This is a genomic window from Exiguobacterium sp. TDN 0502, assembly GCF_050846835.1.
In the GTDB taxonomy this organism is placed as follows: domain Bacteria; phylum Bacillota; class Bacilli; order Exiguobacteriales; family Exiguobacteriaceae; genus Exiguobacterium_A.
This window is the reverse complement of the sequence record NZ_JBOZGJ010000001.1, coordinates 64,074-85,397: the sequence shown is the minus strand read 5'-3', so window position 1 is coordinate 85,397 and position 21,324 is coordinate 64,074. Positions and strand designations below refer to the sequence as shown.

24 protein-coding genes and 1 other annotated feature are annotated in these 21,324 nt (G+C 51.0%); of the genes, 22 read left to right on the top strand and 2 right to left on the bottom strand.

All coding sequences use genetic code 11. The features are described 5' to 3' along the window. The first annotated feature begins 36 nt into the window (after positions 1–36). The 17 genes from ACRPK8_RS00440 (at position 37) to ACRPK8_RS00360 (ending at position 14,449) form a co-directional block, all read left to right on the top strand. Positions 37–792 carry a prepilin peptidase gene (locus tag ACRPK8_RS00440; protein WP_432236431.1) on the top strand — a complete coding sequence of 252 codons (756 nt, stop codon included), beginning with the start codon at positions 37–39 and terminating at the stop codon, positions 790–792. 18 nt (positions 793–810) lie between these two features. Beyond that, on the top strand, positions 811–2,550 hold the full coding sequence (locus tag ACRPK8_RS00435; RefSeq protein WP_432236430.1) for a fimbrial assembly protein: 1,740 nt from the start codon (positions 811–813) through the stop codon (positions 2,548–2,550). Beyond that, on the top strand, positions 2,547–3,272 hold the full coding sequence (locus tag ACRPK8_RS00430) for a hypothetical protein (protein WP_432236429.1): 726 nt from the start codon (positions 2,547–2,549) through the stop codon (positions 3,270–3,272). The genes ACRPK8_RS00435 and ACRPK8_RS00430 overlap by 4 nt, the downstream gene beginning before the upstream one ends. A 106-nt stretch (positions 3,273–3,378) precedes the next feature. After that, positions 3,379–3,954 carry a Maf family protein gene (locus ACRPK8_RS00425; protein WP_432236428.1) on the top strand — a complete coding sequence of 192 codons (576 nt, stop codon included), beginning with the start codon at positions 3,379–3,381 and terminating at the stop codon, positions 3,952–3,954. A gap of 47 nt (positions 3,955–4,001) precedes the next feature. Further along, entirely contained in the window at positions 4,002–4,634 is a 633-nt protein-coding gene (gene radC / locus ACRPK8_RS00420; protein WP_432236889.1) for a RadC family protein, read from the top strand. A gap of 162 nt (positions 4,635–4,796) precedes the next feature. Then, entirely contained in the window at positions 4,797–5,831 is a 1,035-nt protein-coding gene (locus ACRPK8_RS00415; RefSeq protein WP_029342258.1) for a rod shape-determining protein, read from the top strand. Between the two features lie 14 nt (positions 5,832–5,845). Then, a complete protein-coding gene (gene mreC / locus ACRPK8_RS00410) occupies positions 5,846–6,730 on the top strand; it encodes a rod shape-determining protein MreC (RefSeq protein WP_432236427.1) in 885 nt (294 codons plus the stop codon). Continuing rightward, positions 6,723–7,226 (top strand): rod shape-determining protein MreD, encoded by a 504-nt coding sequence (gene mreD, locus ACRPK8_RS00405; protein WP_432236426.1) that lies wholly within the window; start codon positions 6,723–6,725, stop codon positions 7,224–7,226. Before mreC ends, mreD begins: the two co-directional genes overlap by 8 nt. Positions 7,227–7,229: 3 nt before the next feature. Beyond that, on the top strand, positions 7,230–7,904 hold the full coding sequence (locus ACRPK8_RS00400) for a septum site-determining protein MinC (RefSeq protein ID WP_432236425.1): 675 nt from the start codon (positions 7,230–7,232) through the stop codon (positions 7,902–7,904). Positions 7,905–7,954: 50 nt separating this feature from the next. Then, a complete protein-coding gene (gene minD / locus ACRPK8_RS00395; protein ID WP_029342255.1) occupies positions 7,955–8,758 on the top strand; it encodes a septum site-determining protein MinD in 804 nt (267 codons plus the stop codon). A gap of 63 nt (positions 8,759–8,821) precedes the next feature. Beyond that, positions 8,822–10,162 (top strand): ribonuclease E/G, encoded by a 1,341-nt coding sequence (locus tag ACRPK8_RS00390; protein ID WP_432236424.1) that lies wholly within the window; start codon positions 8,822–8,824, stop codon positions 10,160–10,162. A 74-nt stretch (positions 10,163–10,236) separates the two neighbouring features. Then, positions 10,237–10,306, top strand: a sequence feature (ribosomal protein L21 leader region). Between the two features lie 15 nt (positions 10,307–10,321). After that, positions 10,322–10,630: a 50S ribosomal protein L21 gene (gene rplU, locus ACRPK8_RS00385; RefSeq protein ID WP_012370978.1), complete on the top strand. Its 309-nt coding sequence runs from the start codon at positions 10,322–10,324 to the stop codon at positions 10,628–10,630. 3 nt (positions 10,631–10,633) lie between these two features. Next, on the top strand, positions 10,634–10,972 hold the full coding sequence (locus tag ACRPK8_RS00380; RefSeq protein WP_023468945.1) for a ribosomal-processing cysteine protease Prp: 339 nt from the start codon (positions 10,634–10,636) through the stop codon (positions 10,970–10,972). Between the two features lie 14 nt (positions 10,973–10,986). Then, the gene (gene rpmA / locus ACRPK8_RS00375; protein WP_012370976.1) at positions 10,987–11,265 is read left to right on the top strand and encodes a 50S ribosomal protein L27; all 279 of its coding nucleotides are present in this window, start codon (positions 10,987–10,989) and stop codon (positions 11,263–11,265) included. 68 nt (positions 11,266–11,333) lie between these two features. Continuing rightward, positions 11,334–11,816 carry a Spo0B domain-containing protein gene (locus ACRPK8_RS00370; protein WP_432236423.1) on the top strand — a complete coding sequence of 161 codons (483 nt, stop codon included), beginning with the start codon at positions 11,334–11,336 and terminating at the stop codon, positions 11,814–11,816. Between the two features lie 15 nt (positions 11,817–11,831). Beyond that, positions 11,832–13,127, top strand: coding sequence for a GTPase ObgE (gene obgE / locus ACRPK8_RS00365; protein WP_432236422.1), 1,296 nt, complete (start codon positions 11,832–11,834; stop codon positions 13,125–13,127). Between the two features lie 53 nt (positions 13,128–13,180). Then, the gene (locus tag ACRPK8_RS00360; protein WP_432236421.1) at positions 13,181–14,449 is read left to right on the top strand and encodes a hemolysin family protein; all 1,269 of its coding nucleotides are present in this window, start codon (positions 13,181–13,183) and stop codon (positions 14,447–14,449) included. Between the two features lie 46 nt (positions 14,450–14,495). Here the strand turns inward: ACRPK8_RS00360 and ACRPK8_RS00355 are convergent, their stop codons facing one another. Beyond that, positions 14,496–15,038: a transcription repressor NadR gene (locus tag ACRPK8_RS00355; RefSeq protein WP_432236420.1), complete on the bottom strand. Its 543-nt coding sequence runs from the start codon at positions 15,036–15,038 to the stop codon at positions 14,496–14,498. A gap of 24 nt (positions 15,039–15,062) precedes the next feature. After that, positions 15,063–16,145 (bottom strand): cysteine desulfurase family protein, encoded by a 1,083-nt coding sequence (locus tag ACRPK8_RS00350; protein ID WP_432236419.1) that lies wholly within the window; start codon positions 16,143–16,145, stop codon positions 15,063–15,065. Between the two features lie 98 nt (positions 16,146–16,243). Between ACRPK8_RS00350 and ACRPK8_RS00345 the strand changes: the two genes are divergently transcribed. The 5 genes from ACRPK8_RS00345 (at position 16,244) to ruvB (ending at position 21,324) form a co-directional block, all read left to right on the top strand. Continuing rightward, complete coding sequence (locus ACRPK8_RS00345) at positions 16,244–17,713, top strand: L-aspartate oxidase (protein ID WP_432236418.1); 1,470 nt, start codon at positions 16,244–16,246, stop codon at positions 17,711–17,713. After that, positions 17,628–18,479 (top strand): carboxylating nicotinate-nucleotide diphosphorylase, encoded by an 852-nt coding sequence (nadC, locus tag ACRPK8_RS00340; RefSeq protein WP_432236417.1) that lies wholly within the window; start codon positions 17,628–17,630, stop codon positions 18,477–18,479. The genes ACRPK8_RS00345 and nadC overlap by 86 nt, the downstream gene beginning before the upstream one ends. Beyond that, on the top strand, positions 18,469–19,566 hold the full coding sequence (gene nadA / locus ACRPK8_RS00335) for a quinolinate synthase NadA (RefSeq protein ID WP_432236416.1): 1,098 nt from the start codon (positions 18,469–18,471) through the stop codon (positions 19,564–19,566). Before nadC ends, nadA begins: the two co-directional genes overlap by 11 nt. A gap of 164 nt (positions 19,567–19,730) precedes the next feature. Further along, positions 19,731–20,324 carry a Holliday junction branch migration protein RuvA gene (gene ruvA / locus ACRPK8_RS00330; protein ID WP_394679230.1) on the top strand — a complete coding sequence of 198 codons (594 nt, stop codon included), beginning with the start codon at positions 19,731–19,733 and terminating at the stop codon, positions 20,322–20,324. A 4-nt stretch (positions 20,325–20,328) separates the two neighbouring features. Continuing rightward, positions 20,329–21,324 carry a Holliday junction branch migration DNA helicase RuvB gene (gene ruvB, locus ACRPK8_RS00325; protein ID WP_055968701.1) on the top strand — a complete coding sequence of 332 codons (996 nt, stop codon included), beginning with the start codon at positions 20,329–20,331 and terminating at the stop codon, positions 21,322–21,324.

Below are 21,324 nucleotides of genomic sequence, written 5' to 3'. Positions count from 1 at the left end.
TTTTTTTCTGAACTTTTTTGAAAGGGAGGTCGTGTCATGACGATCGTTTTCACGATTTATTTTTTCTTGTTAGGCTTACTCATCACGTCGTTTACGAACGTCGTCGGTCTGCGCGTCCCGGTCGGGGAGTCGATCGTTCATCCGCGCTCCCATTGTCCAACGTGTGGACATGTTCTTGGACCGCTCGAACTAACACCGGTACTCGGTTACGCTGTACTCGGTGGGAAGTGCCGCTCTTGCGGACAATCGATTTCAATCAAGTATCCAGCGCTTGAATTACTTGGAGGAATTCTTTACGCCTATGCCTTTTGGCAGTTCGGCTGGTCGATGGAACTGGCATTGACGCTCGTCCTGACGAGCTTGCTGTTCATCTTGACGATGTCGGACTTAGCTTACATGCTGATCCCGAATAAAATTTTACTCATCTTTTTGCCGATTGCCTTGATTGTGCGCTACCTTTCTCCACTCGAAAACTGGTATAATCCAATTATTGGTGGAATCGTCGGGTTCGTTCTATTGTTCGTCATCTTTCTTGCTTCCCGGCGTGGTATGGGGGCAGGGGATGTCAAGCTGTTCGGACTGCTCGGAATCTTCCTTGGACCGCTTCACGTCGTCATTGCCTTGTTCGTCTCGGCATTCGTCGGATCCGTCCTTGGGTTAACGTTACTTGGACTCGGGCGCGTGAAACGGAAACAACCAATTCCCTTCGTTCCGTCGATTGCTGTCGGAACATTACTGACATATTATTTTGCGGATGATTGGGTATCGTGGTACCTCGATTTACTGCTTTAAGAAAGGAAGAACGTACATATGGCGCAACGGCGTAAAGGTACTTATATCTACTTTAATTTCACCGATGTCGCAATTTTCGGTGCAGTCGTCAAAAAAGGCGTCATTAAGCGCCGGGCAGTCGTCGCGCTGCCGCCAGGAACACTGCAAGGAGGCTGGTTGCAACCGGAAGCCTCGCTTGATTTCATCTTTGACGGGTTATTGACGAAGCTGAAAGTACCACGTGGCTCGCAAGCGGTGCTAGCGCTCGATGGTTCACTCGTTCTCGCCCGGAAACTTGATATTCCGGAGACAATCGAGACGAATCAAATTCGCGGCTACCTGTTCATGGAGATCGGACATAGTATCGTCTTGCCGTTTGAAGAACCGTATTTTGATTACACGGTTCTTGAAGAAGACGGGAAACGGGAAATCATGTTATACGCCGCACCAAACGAGGCACTGAAGCAGTACACACAATTGTTCAAACAAAAACACCTGCGCCTCGTTGCTGCCGAACCCCAACCACTCGCGACTTATTTCGGGATCGAAGCCCATCATCCTGTCGCAACAGACGCTGACACGTTACTGATCTGGAATGCGAATGCGACGAACCATCAGCTGATCATCATCGAAGACCATGTCCCACGTCTGATTCGCTCGGTTGATACGTTTGCGGCTGACGCGTGGGATGTCGATGTCATCGACGATCAACTGCATTACCGTTACCGCTCAGATGATCCGACTGTCGAACTTGTCTTAGACGAGATGTTGCTCGAGTTCTCGCGTGTGCTCGATTTCTATCGTTTTTCACTCGCGCGCGATGGACGGGAAATCACGAACGTCGTCCTTGCCGGGGATTTTCCGTTCCGCGATGAACTGGCGACCCGGTTCCGGTCGAACTTCGATTTAAGCCTTGATGAAATCCCAGACATGATGACGATTGACGGACAGTCGATCCCACGGGTGTACTTACCGCTTGCTGGTCTTGCTTCACCACGAAAAGACCGAATCAACTTGTTGCCGGAAAATGATGAAGCCCCGAAGTACCCGCTCGTCGCTTCACTGATTCTCTTATTGTTCGGCGGACTCGCCGGTGGGTATCTCTACTGGCAAACCGATCAATTTGCGGATCGCGTCGAATCGACGAACGACCAAATCCAGATTGTCCGTCAGTTGCAGTCAGAGTCGGACCAATCGGCGAAACAAGAAGTCGCACAACTCAAGCAGACGGTCGAAGGTCTTGAGACGACGCCTCGTCCTGCCGTGCCGACGCTTGAACGGATTACCCGCTATCTGCCGGAACGCGGCTATATTCTTCAATTCGCCTACGGTGCGGATCACACCGTGACGATGACGACCCAATTCGAGACGCTTGACGAACTGAACGATTTTTATCGTGAGTTATTGACGGATAAAGTCTTCTCAGAAACGAATCTTGCAAGTGTGACGACACGGACGATGAATGAAAAGGCAGACGTCGTCACGACGACGACGGTTGATCCGACGACCGGGCAAGAAGTTCCGACGACGGAAATTACACCGTCTGACGATGCCAAATCTGAAGAACCCCGTTATATCGGACAGTTTTCGCTAAACGTCAATCCAACGGAAGTCGTTAAAGGTGAGACGAACGAAGCTGATCCAGACGTACCGCAGGAAGACCAGCCGGCTGAACCGGAAACAGATAGCTCAACGGAAGTGACTCCTTCGACCGATACGACGACGGAGACGACTGATCCGAATGTAACGACTGAAATCGAGGAGGTGCCGGACAATTGAAACGTTATAGTAGCTATATCCTCCTCGGTCTAACGATCGTGATTGTCCTCGGTGCGGTCGGATACTTCGGTTATACGACGTATACGACGCACCAAACGTTGCAAGAGAAGGAAGCGACGCTCAAGCGGGAACAGATGGTACTCGAGCAAGCAAAAGCAAACGAGCAGAAAGTCGACGTCGCTGAATCAAGCTTCCTTCAACAAAAAGTACCGGTGACGGCGTCAAACGATGACGTCATCGATGCGATCAACGCATCGAGTCAAATCGCCGGAGTCAAAGTCCAGTCGATCACGTTTGGTCAGGCGACCGATGTAGCACCGCAGTCACCGGTGACATCTACGCCTGCTGTTGACGGAGCAATGGCGACAGAGTCTGATCAGCAGGCTGCGGCGGCTACTTCAGCACCTGTTACGGCTAACGCAACACCGCTTCCAGCGTCTTTGACGGTCGAAGCCCCGTCTTATCTTGAATTGATGGCATTCCTGAAGCAAATCGAACGGACGGATCGAATTACGGTCTTACGCCAAATCCAGTTGTCAGGACCGGAAGAACCAGGTCCAGGCAGTGGAACGGTCCTACTCGATGATGAGATGCTCTCGTTCACAGTCGAGATCGAATCGTATTACCGTCCGGACTTGACGAAGTTGACGCCGGATAAACAAACCCCACTCGAGGAGAAGACACCGAAGTCGGATCCGTTTGTCGATGTGACAGGTAATTAAGATGTAACAAGCGGTTCCTGTTATTTAGGGACCGCTTGTTTTTTGTTAGACTAAACGATGACTCGAATTATCCGATTCGAAATTAATGGGAAAGAACGTGATACTGATGATAACGCAACCACACTTGATTCTCGCTTCGGCTTCACCGCGCCGGACGGAACTTCTTAAACAAATCGGAATCCTTCACGAAGTCGTACCGGCGAATGTCGTCGAGGAGGCACCATATCCGATGACACCACACGAGTACGTCCGTCATCTATCGCAAAAGAAAGCGCGGGCGATCCCAGCAGACGGTGTCATTCTCGCTGCCGATACAGTCGTCGCGATCGACGACATGATTCTCGAGAAACCGGCGGATAAGGGAGAAGCACGAGCAATGCTCGCCCGCTTATCAGGACGAACCCATGAAGTCGTGACAGGAGTGACGATTCGCTTTGGTGAGAAGGAAGAGACGTTCGACGTGACGACACACGTCCGTTTTGGTGCATTGCCAGACGAGTGGGTCGAAGGCTATATCGCGACGACGGAGCCCTACGATAAAGCGGGTGGATATGGTATCCAAGCGATGGGTGGTCTATTCGTTGAAGCGATCGAGGGCGATTATTATAATGTCGTCGGACTGCCGATCCACGAGATCACGAAACGTCTCGCGTCCTTTGCAATCAAGCCGATGTTTGCGTAATCCTGAAAACAGAGAGGTCGGATGCTGTGATTGAATGGCCGAAGGATATGGTTCAGTTGAAAGGCTTGGCACAAGCGACGACAGTCGAGTTGCTGGCGTGTCTCGTCCGAAGTGGAACGCGCGACCGGACACCGCTTGAAATCGCGGAAGAATTACTGCACATTTATCCTTCGTTGATCGAACTCGAGGCAGCGGGAGTCGGCGGACTTGAAAAAGCGCCTGGGGTCGGGAAAGCAAAGGCATTACAAATCATGGCAGGCCTTGAACTTGGTCGCCGTCTCGTCACGGAACCGAAATGGGTTCGACCGACGATCCGCTCACCGGAAGATGCAGCGGAACTGTTGTTAGAAGAGATGCGTCTCTATCAGCAGGAGCACTTCATCTGCCTGTATTTGAATACGAAAAACGAGGTCGTCTCGAAAAAGACGCTCTTCATCGGAGGATTGAACACGTCGATCGTCCACCCGCGAGACGTTTTCCGGGAAGCGATTCGCTGCTCGGCTGCGAACTTCATTGCCGTCCATAATCATCCGTCGGGTGATCCGACACCAAGTCGGGAAGATATCGAGGTATCGGAGCGACTCGTTGAGGCAGGACGGCTCATCGGAATCAGTTGTCTTGACCACATCGTAATCGGTCACGGACAATTTATTAGTATGAAACAGCGCGGATTTATGTAAGAATAACGTCTGAAGGGAAAGACTCGATTCTTTCCGTCAGACGTTTTTTTGTGTGTTTTCTAAGGCGAACTGTAAACAAGCTGTAACGTTTTAACGCTTTCCAATGAAGGCTTTTCCGTTATAATTAGTGAAGTGTATTCTCAGAGAGGGGTTTTTTGAATAATGTTTGGATCATTCAGCCGTGAAATCGGCATTGACTTAGGTACGGCTAACACGCTCGTGTATGTAAAGGGGCAAGGAATCGTCGTCCGCGAACCGTCCGTCGTCGCCTTCCGTACGGATACAGGGAAAATTGAAGCAGTCGGTAACGCAGCGAAAAACATGATCGGTCGTACGCCGGGTAACGTGACTGCACGACGCCCGATGAAAGACGGGGTTATCGCGGATTACGAAACAACCGCTACGATGATCAAATACTTCATGGATCAAGCTTCGAAGAAAAAAGGCTTGTTCTCTTCTAAAACAAACGTCATGATCTGTGTCCCAAGCGGCATCACATCGGTCGAAAAACGTGCGGTTGAAGATGCGGCAAAACTCGCAGGTGCGCGTGAAGCGTACACGATCGAAGAACCATTCGCTGCAGCAATCGGAGCGGGTCTTCCGGTTTCAGAACCAACGGGCTCGATGGTCGTTGATATCGGTGGTGGTACGACGGAAGTTGCCGTCATCTCACTTGGTGGTATCGTCACAAGCCAATCGATCCGCGTCGGTGGTGACGAGATGGATGAGTCGATCATTCGTTACATCAAATCGAAATACAACTTGATGATCGGGGAGCGGACAGCTGAAACATTGAAAATGACGATCGGTTACGCTCGCATCGATGAAGAATCAGAAAACGAAACAATGGAAATCCGTGGTCGCGATCTCGTGACAGGTCTTCCGAAACAGATCGAAGTCACAAGTGCTGAAATCTGTGACGCACTGTCAGATACGGTCGAAGCGATTCTTGCAGGTGTCAAACACACGCTTGAGCAGACGCCTCCTGAATTATCAGCAGACGTCATGGACCGCGGAATCGTCTTAACGGGTGGTGGGGCACTCTTGAAAAACCTTGACGCCGTCATCGAAGACGAAACACGTATTTTGACACTCGTCGCTGAGAACGCGCTCGATTGTGTCGCAATCGGTACAGGAAAATCACTCGAGATGATGAATGTTCTTCGTTCGAAATCAGGCATCTCGCAAAAAAGATAAGGACGGGATGAGCGATGAAGCGATTTTTAAATAATCGAAAACTGCTCATCACACTCCTTAGTTTTCTCCTTTTGGTGATCTTAATCGGTATTTCGCTGCAAGGGCGTAACCAATCCCACTGGTATCAAAGCTTCGTGCGGGATACCGTGGGCGTCGGTCAGCGCCTTTTCGCGACACCGATTGGCTGGATTGATGATACGGTCACTTCGATTAAAGAAGTGCGTGACGTGTACAAAGAGAATGAACATTTGAAATCACGCTTGAGTGACTATGCCGGGAATGCCGTCAAAGTCCGTGACCTCGAACGTGAAAATAAAGAATTAAAAGATATGCTCGACCTGAAAGGTTCGATTCGGGACTACAACTTGTTACCGGCAGAGATGATCGGTCGGACGTCGTCCGAGTGGCAACGATTCGTGACGATCAACATCGGTGAACAAAAAGGGGTCAAAGCGAACATGGCTGTCGTCACGGCGGATGGTTTAATCGGTCGCGTCATCCAGGCGAGCGCTTATACGTCTCTCGTGCAGTTGATGTCGGATACGAGCCGGACGAATAATGTCTCGGCGACGGCAGATGACACGAAAGGTAAAGGTGTCTTCGGTACGATCGAAGGTTTTGATGAGGAATCGAAATTACTTAAGTTCACGAAGATTCCAAATGACGCGAAACTGAAAAAAGGGCAGACCGTCACGACGTCAGGTCTTGGTGGGAAGTATCCGAGCGGGATCGTCGTCGGCACGATCGATGAAGTGAAATCCGATCAGTATGGGGCTTCGAAAATCGCATACGTCAAACCGGCAGCAGACTTCGAACAGTTCGGTCATGTCTTCGTGATTGAACGCGAAGCGAAGGAACCTTTCGCTGAGACCGATAAAGGAGGGGACACTCGTGAATAACGTTAAGTTGTTTTTCGCCGTGTTCCTTCTTTTTATCTTAGAAGGGACGTTGTTCGCGGGACCGCTCGGTGATGGTTCACCGTATGTCATCCATGCGACATTGATCGGATTGATGTTTCTTGGTCGGTACGGAAAACTTGAACAGGCACTCGGATTCGGTCTCGTTTTCGGATTGCTGTATGATTTCGTATACTCGGATATCATCGGCATTTACTTATTTGCGTTATCCGCCATTCCGCTTTTTAGTAGCTTCGTGCTAAAATATGTAAAGGAGAACGTATTGACGATTCTTGTCACGTTCACGTTTAGTGCCATTTTGTATGAACTCGATATATATTTCTTCACGGCTTCGGTCGTTGGTGTCGGGGTTTCCTTCCAGGAACTCGCGACACAGATCATTCCAAGGAGTCTGGTGGCACAGTTGATCGGAATCATCGTCCTGTATTATCCGATGACCCGGCTCGTGCAATCGACCCTTGACGAGAAAAGAGGATGAGTCATGATTGAGCGTAAACGTTATGTAACGATGAAAGGTCATCGTGGTGGCCTCGCCGTCTATGTGAATGAAAGGTGCAGTGTGGATGAATTTCTTGACGATTTAGAGTTGACGCTTGCGGACAAATCCGTCGAGAACGGACGCGCCGTACCGATCACCTTCTTCTTCGGTCGACGATATGTCGATGAAGGGGTGTTGACGGCCGTCGAATCTATCGTCGCGCGACATGATTCCTTCTCTTTCAAAGGATATGACAGTGAGTGCATCACGAAGGAAGAGGCAAAAGCCTTGTACGGAGAGCGGACGTTCCATTATTTCGGTGGAACGGCACGCAGTGGGCATGTAGTAGACGTCGAGGGATCGATCGTCGTCATCGGGGATATCAACCCGGGAGCGGTCGTCCATGCGACAGGAAGTATCTATTGTTTAGGTGCCCTCCGTGGTACCGTTCATGCAGGAAAAGGGGGGAATACAGACGCGGTCATCGCGGCCAGTGTATTGCAGCCGAAATGGGTCGCGGTCGCAGGGACCGTCCATGAGGAACCGGATGACGCACCGATTCCTGCACTTGACATGGGTTGTGCATTTTTAGGGGAAGACGGGGTTGAATTCTCCCGCCTTCAAACCGTCCCGCATGCGCGGATGGATCAGTTTGCGATTGATAGTGAAAGAGGGTGACGGATATGGAACAAGTGAAAGAACAGGTACATATGGAGGCGAAGACGAACATGGGACGCGCCATCGTCGTCACATCCGGTAAAGGTGGCGTCGGAAAGACGACGACGACTGCGAATATCGGAACGGCCCTTGCGTTGATGGGACATTCCGTTTGTCTCGTCGATACGGATATCGGCTTACGCAATCTCGATATCGTGCTGGGTCTCGATAACCGGAGTATCTATAACATCGTTGACGTCGTGACAGGGCAATGTAAGTTGCACCAAGCACTCGTTCGCGATAAACGTTTTGAAGAGATGTATCTGTTGCCTGCTGCTCAATCAAAGGATAAGTCCTCCGTCACACCCGAACAGGTGAAGGCAATCATCGATACATTAAAGCTGGAATACGACTTTGTCTTGATTGACTGTCCTGCAGGGATCGAACAAGGGTTCATGAATGCAATCGCTGGAGCGGATGAAGCCGTCGTCGTAACGACACCAGAAAAAGCAGCCGTCCAGGATGCGGACCGGATTATTGGAATGCTCGAACGTTCAGAACGTAATATCGTTCCGAAACTTGTCATCAACCGGGTTCGTTCACACATGATGGCGTCCGGTGATATGCTCGATATCGATGAAATCATGCGCATTCTGTCGATTGATCTGCTTGGTCTGATCATCGATGATGAGGAAGTCATCGCTGCTTCGCACCGTGGTGTGCCTGTGACGATGAATCCGGATAACCGGGCTGGACTCGGCTACCGGAACATCGCCCGCCGGATTCTCGGAGAATCCGTACCACTGCTGGACTTAAATGAACAGCCGCAAAAAGGATTCTTCGTCAAATTGAAGAAGATGCTTGGGATGAAATAAGAATGGGAAATTAGACTAGGACGACATCGTCGCGCCTAGTCTAATTTTTTTGGAGGGATCAGCATGCGATGGATTAGTGAACAGACCGCCTCACTCGAACGACTGGCATTGGTCGAAGGGGGACGATTGATTGAATACCATGAACGGATGCGCGACGAAATCCGAATCGGAACGTTCGTCTATGCAAAGGTCGACCGGTTGCATCCGACGCTCGGAGCAGCTTTTTTGATTGCAACCGATGGCACACCGCTCTACTTACCGCTCAATGAGACAATCGAAGCGCTCCGGCGTTATCCGGACGTACCGACAATCGGGCAAGCGGTCCAGGTCGGACAGACATTACTCGTCCAGGTCGTCAAAGAGGGTGTCGCACCGAAACAGCATAAAGTGACACAGAACATCACGTATGGCGGACGTTACCTCGTCTATTTCCCGTACGGTCGACGCGTCCGTTTCAGCCGGAAACTCGATGTCGTCGTACAGCGCCAGTTGGCCGAGCAACTGACGACGGCGGAAGAAGAGGGGATTCTCTACCGGACAGAGGCGGCAAAAGCATCAATCGACGAATTGAAGCAGGAATTGCAATCGTTACGAACACGGCACAAAGAACTTCTGCAGGCACCGCGTCTTGAACAAGACGAGGCACTGATTGTCCAGGAAGCGAAACGGCTTCCACATGTCACGGAAGCACTCGTCATGACGCGTCAGGAAAAAGAACGCCTCGAATTACTTGGACTATCCGTCGAACGATCGCTACGAAAAGGCCGCTTACCCGAGATGGAGACGATCGACGGGGCAATCGAGAAGGCGATGCAACGTGTCGTCTGGCTTGACGGTGGGGCGTATCTCTTGATTGAAGAAGTCGAAACGATGACGGTCATCGACGTCAACAGCGGGAAGACGATTTCCGTCAAGGAACAAAAACGGACGTTCGACCAAATCAATGAAGCAGCAGCAGTTGAAATCATGCGTCAGCTCCGTTTGCGCAACATCAGCGGGATGATTGCAATCGACTTTCTCCGCGGCTCAAGTAAGGGGCAGACACGAGTGACCCAACTCTTAAAAGAGCGAGCAGCACTCGAAACGAAACAGATCGAAGTCTACGGCTTTACGAAGATGGGTTTATGTGAACTGACCCGACAACGCCACGGGAAATCGCTACAGGAGCGCTCGCAGGAGTCAGGGAACTGGACACGATTAAGTGTCTATCGGTTGATTGAACCGAAGTTGCTTGAGATTGCGACTTACGCGGAAGCCGCGGTCATTCGCGCACCGCGTCACTTGCTGCAAGACGAATTCGTCTCCCGTCAACCGCTCGAGGTCCATGTGCTTGAAGGGGAGCCGGCCGTCCTGTTCACCGGGTCGTCACAGGACTGTGTCGATTTCGTCAAGCGATCGGAATAATCCTTCAGAACAGCATTGACAAGGTGGAAGAACGTTTGGTATTCTGAATAACGTTAGTTCGTTTGGAAGCACCCAAATGACTACAACCGCACAGACCGGGTTTTAAAGCATCCGCTGCCCGTGATGGCGAGTCTGAGTTCCTAAGAGGAGGTGCACGTAATGTACGCAATTATCAAAACTGGTGGTAAACAAGTCAAAGTCGAAGCTGGCCAAGAAATCTACGTTGAGAAATTAAACGCAGACGTCGACAGCACAGTCGAATTTGGTGAAGTATTGATCCTTGGTGGTGACGATGTTAAAGTCGGCGCTCCACTCGTAGAAGGTGCGAAGGTCGTAGCAACGGTCATCAAACACGCTCGCGCGAAAAAGATCACTGTCTTCAAAATGAAAGCGAAAAAGAACTACCGTCGTAAGCAAGGTCACCGTCAACCTTACACGAAGGTCCGCATCGAGAAAATCGAAGCGTAAGCCATGATACGTGTTAAGATTCGACGAGATGAAGCGGAACTCGTCCGCTCCATCGAAGTGACAGGACATGCCGAGTTCGCAGAACCAGGTCTCGATCTTGTCTGCGCCGGCGTCTCGTCGGTGATCTTCGGGGCATACAATGCCATAGAAGCATTACTCGGGCAGGTCCTGCTCCTTGAAATGGCAGAACAACAAGAGGGTGGCTACTTTTATGTAGAACCGTACGCTGACTTAGCACCGGATGTCAGTGAACGCACCCAATTGTTACTGGAGGCGACATTGGTCCAGCTTGGTACCATCGCTGAAAGTTACGGTGAGTTTATCCAACTTGAACAAGTATAGGAGGTGGATTCCACATGTTGAAACTTAATCTTCAGTTCTTCGCATCGAAAAAAGGGGTAGGTTCGACAAAGAACGGTCGTGACTCGCAATCGAAACGCCTTGGGGCGAAACGTGCAGACGGTCAAACTGTTTCTGCTGGTTCAATCCTCTACCGTCAACGCGGTACGAAGATTCACCCAGGTATGAACGTCGGACGTGGTGGCGATGATACACTTTTCGCAACTGCAACTGGTGTCGTTCGTTTCGAACGTCTCGGACGCGACAAGAAACAAGTCAGCGTTTACCCAGCATAAGGATCGACGAAGCAGACTCTAGCCACTTTCGAGGGTTAGGGTCTGTTTTTTTTAGGAGGGAACGACCGATGGAGGAACAACAGGTACTTGATCTTTTAAAGACTCTTCGTCACGAGTGGTTGAACCGGATACAACTCGTCCGTTCGTATGGCGCGATCGGAGACGAACAAGCAGTCGAGTCAATCTGTTCGGCATACCGGGATCAAGCATCACGGGAAGGACGTCTAGCGCGAATCGGATTGCCGAAAACCGCACTGGCGTTACTGCAAGCTGAATGGTCAGGCAAAACTGTGACGTATGATATCATCGGAGCACCCCACATGGAAGATGAGCGGTTGAAGCAACTCGTCGAAGCAGCCATCGCCATGATTGATGTAGGAGTAGGAGAAGTATCCGTGACCTTTCACGAGGGCGTGACCATCGAGATCTATCGGGATCTACTAGATATGTCGCGCCTTGAAAATCTAGTGACGCCGATGGAAATCGAGTCGCAGACGGAAAATGAGTGTGTGATTGAGATTGAAAGTCTTCCGTTTGAGGAAGAGAAGTAAGAGGAGGGATCCGACATGTTTGTCGATCAGGTAAATATTTATGTAAAAGCAGGTGACGGAGGACGTGGGCAAGTAGCGTTCCGTCGCGAGAAGTACGTTCCGGACGGCGGTCCTGCCGGCGGAGACGGTGGTCACGGGGCTCACGTCGTCCTCGAAGTTGACGAAGGGCTTCGGACATTGATGGACTTCCGTTACAAACGTCACTTTAAAGCAGTCCAAGGTGAAAACGGAATGTCAAAAGGCATGCACGGTCGTAAGGCTGAGCATTTGATTGTCAAGGTTCCACCGGGTACGGTCGTCTATGATGACGATACGGATGCTGTACTCGCTGACCTTGTCCATCACGGACAACAAGCAATCGTTGCACGCGGTGGACGCGGCGGACGTGGAAACACCCGTTTTGCGACACCAGCGAACCCGGCTCCGGAGCATGCGGAAAACGGGGAGCCAGGAGAAGAAAAGTACTTGAAACTTGAACTGAAGATGCTAGCAGACGTTGGTCTCGTCGGGTTCCCGAGTGTCGGGAAATCAACGATGTTATCCGTTGTTTCGGCAGCGCGCCCGAAAATCGGCGCATACCACTTCACGACGATCACACCGAACATCGGTGTCGTTGAAACGGAAGATAGCCGTAGCTTCGTCATGGCCGACTTGCCAGGATTGATTGAAGGCGCAAGTGAAGGTGTTGGACTCGGGCATCAGTTCCTCCGTCACGTCGAGCGGACGAAAGTCATCGTCCACGTCATCGACATGAGTGGGATGGAAGGACGCGATCCGATCGAAGACTACAACATCATCAATAAAGAACTCGCGGACTATAACCTCCGTTTGACAGAGCGTCCGCAAGTCGTCGTCGCGAACAAGATGGATATGCCGGATGCGGCAGAACACCTTGAAGCCTTCAAGGAAGCTTTCCCAGAGCTTGAAGTATTCGAGATTTCAGCAGCAACACGTCAAGGGTTACGTGATCTCTTGTTCCGAATCGCTGATCTCGTCGATGCGACACCAGAGTTCGGTCTTGAGGAACTCGAAGAGAAAACAGCGACACCACGTGTCGTCTACGGTTACGAAGCACCAGAAGCCGGCTTTACGATTTCGAAAGATGAAGACGATTGCTTCGTCATCAAAGGACCACGGATCGAAAAACTCTTCACGATGACGAACTTCATGCGTGAAGAATCAATTAAACGTTTCGCCCGGACACTACGTCAAATGGGTGTCGATGATGAGTTACGTCGTCTTGGTGCGATTGACGGTGATGTCGTTCGGATCCGTGATTTCGAGTTCGAATTCGTCGAGTCATCGTTCTAAGCGGTTCATTCCATTAGGAAACGGAGTGTGAAAACATCGTGGACCCATTGCCCATGATTTCATTCGTTTGGTTAATTCCGATTCTCGTTTTATCCGCGTTCTTCTCCTCAGCCGAGACGGCACTCGCGAGTGTCAATCGGTTGCGGTTGTTGCATCAGTCGGAAGCAGGGGACGCACGTGCGTCCCGCGTCTTTCGCTTGCTTCAACGGTATGAGGAGACACTGACTTCGATTTTGATCGGCAACACACTCGTCAATGTCAGCTTCATCTTGTTTGGTGGTTGGTGGATCATCCACTTCATCGAAACGATGGCGACGCAGACCGTTGCCTTTCTCATGCTGTTCTTTTTACTGCTCTTGTTTGGAGAATTGATTCCGAAGTCGTACGCCCGTGAACATACGGAACGGTACGTCCTATTGATCGGGCGACCGCTTCGTATGTGTTCATGGCTCTTTCGCCCGCTCGTGTTCTTGTTACTCCGCTTACGGCAGTTTGCGCTGCGTCTGATCGGAGCGGATCCGAAAGGACCCCTCGTAACAGAGCAGGAGCTGAAAGCACTCGTCGATATCAGCCAGGAAGAGGGAATCATGGGAAGTGCGGAAGCGGATCTCGTCCATCACGCGGTTGATTTTCAACATGCGACGGTCGAGGATGCATTGACACCACGGATGGACATTCAGGCAATCGATATCGATGCACGATTTGAGGACATTCTAGCTGAAGTTCAAAAAGGCGGCTATTCCCGTCTACCGGTCTATAAAGACTCGATTGATCATGTCATCGGTGTATTATCCGAACGTGATTTTCTGCAAGCCTATGTCCGGTCAGGGTCCGTTGATATCCGGGAATGGATTCGTCCCGTGTCGTTCGTCGTTCCACAGACACGGCTGATGGATTTGTTACCGGAACTTAAAATCAAGCAGTCCCATATGGCTGTCGTCCTTGATGAATTCGGAGGAACGGCGGGTCTGATCACGCTTGAGGATATTTTAGAGGAGATCGTCGGTGAGATTTGGGATGAACACGATGAATCACTGGAATACACGAAACGAATCGCTCCGAATCAGTATGAGTGTTTGGCAGAGTATGACATTGAGGACTTCTGTCAGCAGTTCCAATTGACGATGCCAAATACCGAAGCCCAGTCACTCGGGGGCTGGATCATGGAAGGCAGCGGCCGGTTGCCGGAAGTCGGAACGGCGATGCGGTATGAACGTGTCACGTTGACCGTTTTGCACATCGAAAATCGGCGTGTCCGAAAAGTCTTAGCGACGTTTGACGAATCTTCTACATTGGTGGATTCACAGCTTGAATCGATTTAACGATAAAAACCCGCTTATTCCATGGAATAGGCGGGTTTTTGGTATTTCAGGCATCGAGTTCCGAAACGAGAATCCCGAGGTGATCGAGTTTCGAAATCGCGGCTTCGAGCGCTTCTTCGTGATCGGCTTCGAGCGTATGGATATGGACACCGTCCGTCAGACTCGATAAAGGCGTTGCTTGCGTCTCCTTCAGTTGTTCGAGCAGAACACGGACATCCCGGCGGCTTTTCAACATCAATTCCCCTGTAATGAAGCCGTAGACCGGATGTTCGATGATGACGTCGCGGATGACGACTCCTTCATCGACGATCGCGTCACATTCATCCTTTAATTGATCGATACCATGACGGCAAACGATCTTGCGGCGCAATTTTGAGCCATCGACTTCAGGGTCGTTGATCAAATATCCACGAGCCGTCGCGATGACGGGATATCCTTTGGCTTTTAATAATGATAAATCCTGCACGATGACTTGGCGGCTGACTCCTGCTTGTTTAGCCAGCGCTGTTCCCGTGACCGGTTGTTCACTTTCCTCAATCATACGAAGTAATGATTTCCGGCGTTCTTCTCCGGAGATGCGTTTCCCCATCATGTCTCCTACCTTTCTCCAGTGTCATGAGATCGTGTTCAACACATCGATGCACTGTTCGATTTCTTCGTTCGTCGTGTTTCTTCCAAAGCTGAGTCGAATCAAACCGTGAGCTGCTGATTCGTCAAACCCAATCGCCCGCAATGTCGCATTCGGCCCGTTTTCGCCCGCTCGGCAGGCACTCCCGGCGGAGACACCGATTCCGGCCCGGTTCAAGGCGAGCAATACATATTGACCATCGCGTTGTTTCGTATGAATGGCACAGATGGAAGCGAGTTGAGACGGTGATTCGACGACCGTGTAACGAGACGAAGACAATGTTTTTTTTAGCATACCACGAAATCGACGGCTTGCATCCTGGATTCCTTGATTTTCTAAGCGTAAGGCTTCACAGGCAGCGATGAAGGCCGCGATTCCCGGAACATCGACGGTGCCAGGTCGAATTCCGAATTCGTGATGTCCTTCGTAATAGGGACTAAAGAGCGGTCGGCGCAGATAGAGGGCCCCTAATCCTTTTGGACCGTACACCTTATGACTACTCATCGTGTAGGCGTCAAACGCATCAATGTTGATTGAGTCCTTGAGAAATCCCTGGACCCCGTCACAATGAAACAGTATCCCGCGCAATTGACAGTATGCTGCAATCTCTTCGACCGGAAACCGGAATCCGGTATCCGAATTGACATGCTGAATCGAGACGACACCCACTTCGTCCGTACAAGTCGCGACGAATTGTTCCCAATCGAACGTTCCGTCCGGTAATAAAGAAAGGTGACGTGTTTCTTGCGCCCAGCGTGCGAGTGGAAGCAAGACGGAATCGTGTTCACATTGAAGTGTCAAGACAACTGATTTGTTACTCTGTCGCATCAAGTGTGTCAAAGCGATAAAATTTGCTTCGGATCCACTTCCTGTAAAGATGATCGTTCCTTCTTGTTGGTTCAATTTTTGCATTAGATACTGGCGGGCTCGTTCGAGCAACCGTTCTGCGTCACCACCGATGTCATGAAGAGAAGAACTGTTGCCGTAGAACGACTGAGCGGCTTGTTGATAATGATCGAGCGCTCGTGGGTGTAGCGGAGTCGTCGCTGCGTAATCGAGATAGATCATGAAAAAATCCTGTCCTTTCGTCTTGTCACTCAGCTAAAAGTATGCCAAACTTATTGTCAAGTCAATAGTAAACATTTAGATATAGAGGTGTAAATCATATGTCTTTACATAAAAGACTTGAGACGGATGTGTTGATCATCGGAACAGGGCTTGCTGCGATTTCAGTCGCCCTGCACCTTCCATCAGGGATAAACGCATTACTCGTCTCGAAAGGTTCGCGGTTTGAGACGAATTCCGTCCGAGCGCAAGGTGGGATTGCTTCTGCTTATGCGGAAGTCGATCATCGCGGTCACTTTGAAGATACGTGCCAAGCAGCAAAAGGGCGTATCAATCCGTCCGTCGTCGATTACGTCACCCGATCGGGAACCGAGGCGATGGAATTCTTGTTACGACAAGGCGTTCCATTCGATCAGTCCGAGGGAGCGTTTTTGCTCGGTCGTGAAGGAGCACATCGGTTGCCGCGGATTTATCACTGTGGCGGGGACGAGACTGGTAAACGAATCATGGAGACGTTGATGCCGCAAGTGCCATTTCCGATTCTTGAGCAGACGCGTATGACAGAGTTGATTCAAATAAACGGGCAGGTAGTAGGTGCAGTCGGATATAGCCATGGAGAGCCGATCGAGATTGTGGCGCGAGCAACGATTCTCGCGACCGGTGGAATCGGTGGATTATTCGCGGCGTCGACGAATGATCCATCGATTCAAGGAGACGGGATTGCGCTCGCCTTTGAAGCGGGGGCGACGATTCGTGATCTCGGTTATATCCAGCACCATCCGACAGTACTGATCCACGAAGGGCGCTCGGAAGGTTTGATTACGGAAGCATTGCGAGGAGCAGGGGCTGTTCTTGTGACAAAAAACGGGGAGCGGGTCATGGCGGACCATCCGCTGCAAGATTTAGCGGCGCGAGATGAGGTCGCCAAACGAATCCATGAGGTGCGAAAACACGAACCGGTCTATCTCGATACGTCTAAAGTCGTTGATCGGACAAATCGGTTTCCGACGTTTGTTGAAAAATGTGAAAAATTGAACATAAATCCGGAGCGCGTCGAAATTGCACCCGGTATTCACTTTTTGATGGGCGGGATTGAGACAGACCTTACAGGAAAAACGAATGTTCCTGGCCTTTACGCGGTCGGTGAGACAGCATCGATCGGATTACACGGTCGAAATCGCCTGGCATCGAACTCACTTCTTGAATGTGTCGTCATCGGGAAAACAGTAGCAGAACAGCTCAAGTTGTTACCGGAACTTTCAGTAAAACAAGTGAAACGACGCTTGGGAACACTTCGTTCCGTAACAGACAGTCTATCAACGGTCATCGGTGTTGAGATGGATGTGAGGCAGATACAAAAAAGTCTGGACGTATTAAAAGGCTGGACATTAGACGAATCCGGACAGGAAGCGGAAGAAAATCGATTACGTCACGTAACGGCATGTTTGTTACTTGAAGGAGCACGAAATCGATTGACAGGAGAGGATGAAAACATTGAACAAGTGGCAGTTACGGCAACAACTGGAGGCATTTTTAATCGAGGATATCGGACAGTGGGATATCACGAGTGAAGGATGTCTGACGGGACAAGAACGCGGGACCGGTCGTTTTTTAGCAAAGGAAGATGGCATCTTTTGCGGAGTCGACATCATTCGGGAGATGGCGCATCTCTTACAGGTCGACGTGACGATTCATGTAGCGGAAGGGACGGTCGTCACGCGAGGAACACGCCTTGCCGAGTGGTCGGGTTCGTTACAGGATATTTTAAGCGGAGAACGGGTCGCCTTGAATCTTGTGCAGCGCTTATCTGGGATCGCGACAAAAACACGTCAAGCAGTCGAGGTAGCAGCAGGGCGGATCCGGATCACGGATACACGCAAGACGACACCCGGATTACGCATGTTAGAAAAACACGCTGTTCGTGTCGGTGGCGGCGTGAGTCACCGCGGGCGACTCGATGACGCGGTCATGATCAAGGATAACCACATCACGGTCGCGGGATCAATTACGGAAGCGGTGACGCGGGCAAAACGGGTCGCAGGTCATACGACACCAATCGAAGTCGAAGTCGAGACGGAAGCGGAAGTGCTTGAGGCAGTAGCGGCAGAAGTCGATATCATCATGCTCGATAACCGGACACCGGCAGAAATCAGACAGCTCCGGCAACTGATTCCACCGCACATCACGGTCGAACTTTCCGGCGGGATTACGATCGAGACATTACCCGACTTCGCGGAGAGCGGAGCAGACGTCATCTCACTCGGAGCACTTACCCATTCAGCAACAGCGCTTGATATCAGCATGAAAATCGAAGGAGGAAAAAAAGATGTCATTTGATCTATTACGTCACGAAGGGATTCCGGCGTCGTACTTACAGCAATCAGAAGCAGACTTGATCGCGATCATCGAAGGGGTCAAAACACGGATGGGGAGTCGCTTATTTTTACCTGCCCACCACTATCAAAAAGACGAAGTCGTCCAGTTCGCGGATGCGACGGGAGATTCGCTCCAGCTCGCGCAAGTCGCGAAGCAGATGACAGAAGCGGAATATACAGTTTTTTGTGGGGTCCACTTCATGGCGGAGACGGCAGATATGCTGACCGATGCGTCACATACGGTCGTTTTGCCTGATATGCGTGCCGGTTGTTCGATGGCCGATATGGCGAATGACACACAAACGGAGCGTGCCTTTGCGATTTTAACGGAACGATTTGGAGAATCGATTTTGCCGTTGACGTATGTCAATTCGACGGCAGCGATTAAAGCATTCGTCGGTCGTCACGGTGGGGCGACGGTGACGTCGTCAAACGCTGTCCAGATGGTTGAGTGGGCGCTGGCTGAACGCGACATCTTATTCTTCCTGCCCGATCAACACCTTGGTCGTAATACGGCGCATGCACTCGGAATTCCGTTAGAGCAGATGGCGATTTGGGATCCGATTAAGGACGAACTCGTCTTTGACGGAGAAGACCAGGACGTCCGCGTCATCTTGTGGAAAGGACACTGCTCGGTCCATGAGAAATTCACGGTCGGACAAATCGAGCAGTTCCGTAAGACGGATCCGGAGCGAAAGATTCTCGTCCACCCGGAATGTTCGCATGAAGTCGTAGTGGCGTCTGATTTAAACGGATCAACGGCGTACATCATTCAACAAATCGAACAGGCTGCACCGGGAACGAAGTGGGCAATCGGAACGGAGATGAACCTCGTCAATCGACTCGCAACGACCTATCCGGAACTCGATATCGTGTCGCTTAATCCATTCATGTGTCCGTGTCTGACGATGAACCGGATTGACTTACCGCACTTGGCGTGGGCACTCGAACAGGTCGAAGCCGGTGAGCCGGTCAACGTCATCACGGTCGATGCAGAGACGACACGGCACGCCGTGTTGGCGCTCGAACGGATGCTTGAGCGTTCGTAAAATAGAGGATGGGAGCGTGGTCGTACGAACGATCACGCTTTTTGTCGCCTTCGGATGAGAGAGCGAACATATGTATTGATTTTTGCTGAAGAACGCTTTGAAGCCAAACGAAGATGTATGCTACAATAACACGAGAGTTTGTTTATAGATGGGAGCGTTCCACATTGATAGAATTCGTACGCGGCGAAGTCGCTTATGTCTGTGCGGAATTCGTGACGGTAGAAGTCGGCGGGATTGGCTACAAAATCGTAGCACCGAACCCGTTTTTTTATCGGACCGGAGACGAACAGATCATCGTATATACGTATCATTATGTCCGAGAGGACCAAGAAGTCTTATTCGGATTCCGTTCCCGTCGTGAGCGCGCCTTGTTCACGAAGTTGCTCGGTGTCACAGGAATTGGACCAAAAGGAGCGCTCGCAATCGTCGCATCCGGAAATGTTGATGCGCTTGTTGAAGCGATCGAGCAAGAGAAGGAAAGTTATCTCGTCAAGTTCCCGGGGGTCGGCAAGAAAACAGCGAAGCAAATGACGCTCGACCTGAAAGGGAAGTTAGCCGAGCTCGCGCCGGATTACGTACCGAGTGAAGGATTGTTCGCACAAGGCAATGCTGAGCTGAACGAAGCGTGTGAAGCGTTGACGGCGCTCGGTTACAGTGACCGAGAAGTCGAGAAAGTCAAAAAAACGTTGCAGGCAGAAGTCCTGTCGACGGATCAATATGTCAAACGGGCACTCCAGTTGTTATTGAATGTGAGGTGAGGACATGGAAGAGCGCATTTTGTCAGAATCCGCCCATGCGGAAGATCAAGAAGAGTGGAGTCTGCGTCCTCAGACGCTCGAGCAATATATCGGGCAGGAGAAAGCGAAAGGAAACTTGAGTGTCTTCATCGAGGCGGCAAAAATCCGTCAGGAAACACTCGACCATGTCTTACTCTACGGTCCTCCGGGTCTCGGGAAGACGACGCTCGCGACGATCATCGCAAACGAGATGGGGGTCGGCATCAAGACGACAGCCGGTCCCGCGATCGAACGGCCGGGTGATCTAGCGGCGATCCTATCATCGCTTGAGCCGGGCGACGTTCTCTTCATTGACGAGATTCATCGATTAAGTCGATCGATTGAAGAGATTCTCTATCCGGCGATGGAAGACTATTGTCTCGATATCGTCATCGGTCAAGGGGAACTCGCACGCAGCGTCCGGATCGACTTGCCACCGTTTACGCTCGTCGGCGCGACGACACGTGCCGGAATGCTATCGGCACCGCTACGTGATCGTTTCGGCGTGACGCTGAAGCTGGAATATTATACGATGTCAGAGTTGTCTGCCATCGTGACTCGAACATCGCGTCTATTCGGATTTGAAGCGGATCGCCTCGCGGCAGAAGCGATTGCGCTCCGGTCACGCGGAACTCCACGTGTTGCGAACCGGTTGTTACGGCGTGTCCGTGATTTCGCCCAAGTCGCCCATCAAACCGACATCGACGCGACACTCGCGACAAGTGCGCTTGATCGCTTACATGTCGATGCGCTCGGGCTCGATGATGTCGACCATCGTTTACTGCGCTCATTAGCAGAACGGTTTGCCGGTGGTCCGGTCGGACTCGAGACGATTGCAGCAACGATTGGGGAAGATGCGCAGACGATCGAGGATGTGTATGAACCGTATCTGTTGCAACAAGGATTTTTACAACGTACTCCGCGCGGACGTGTCTTAACACCGTTCGCCCGCCAACATTTAGGACTGAAAGAAGGAAATTGA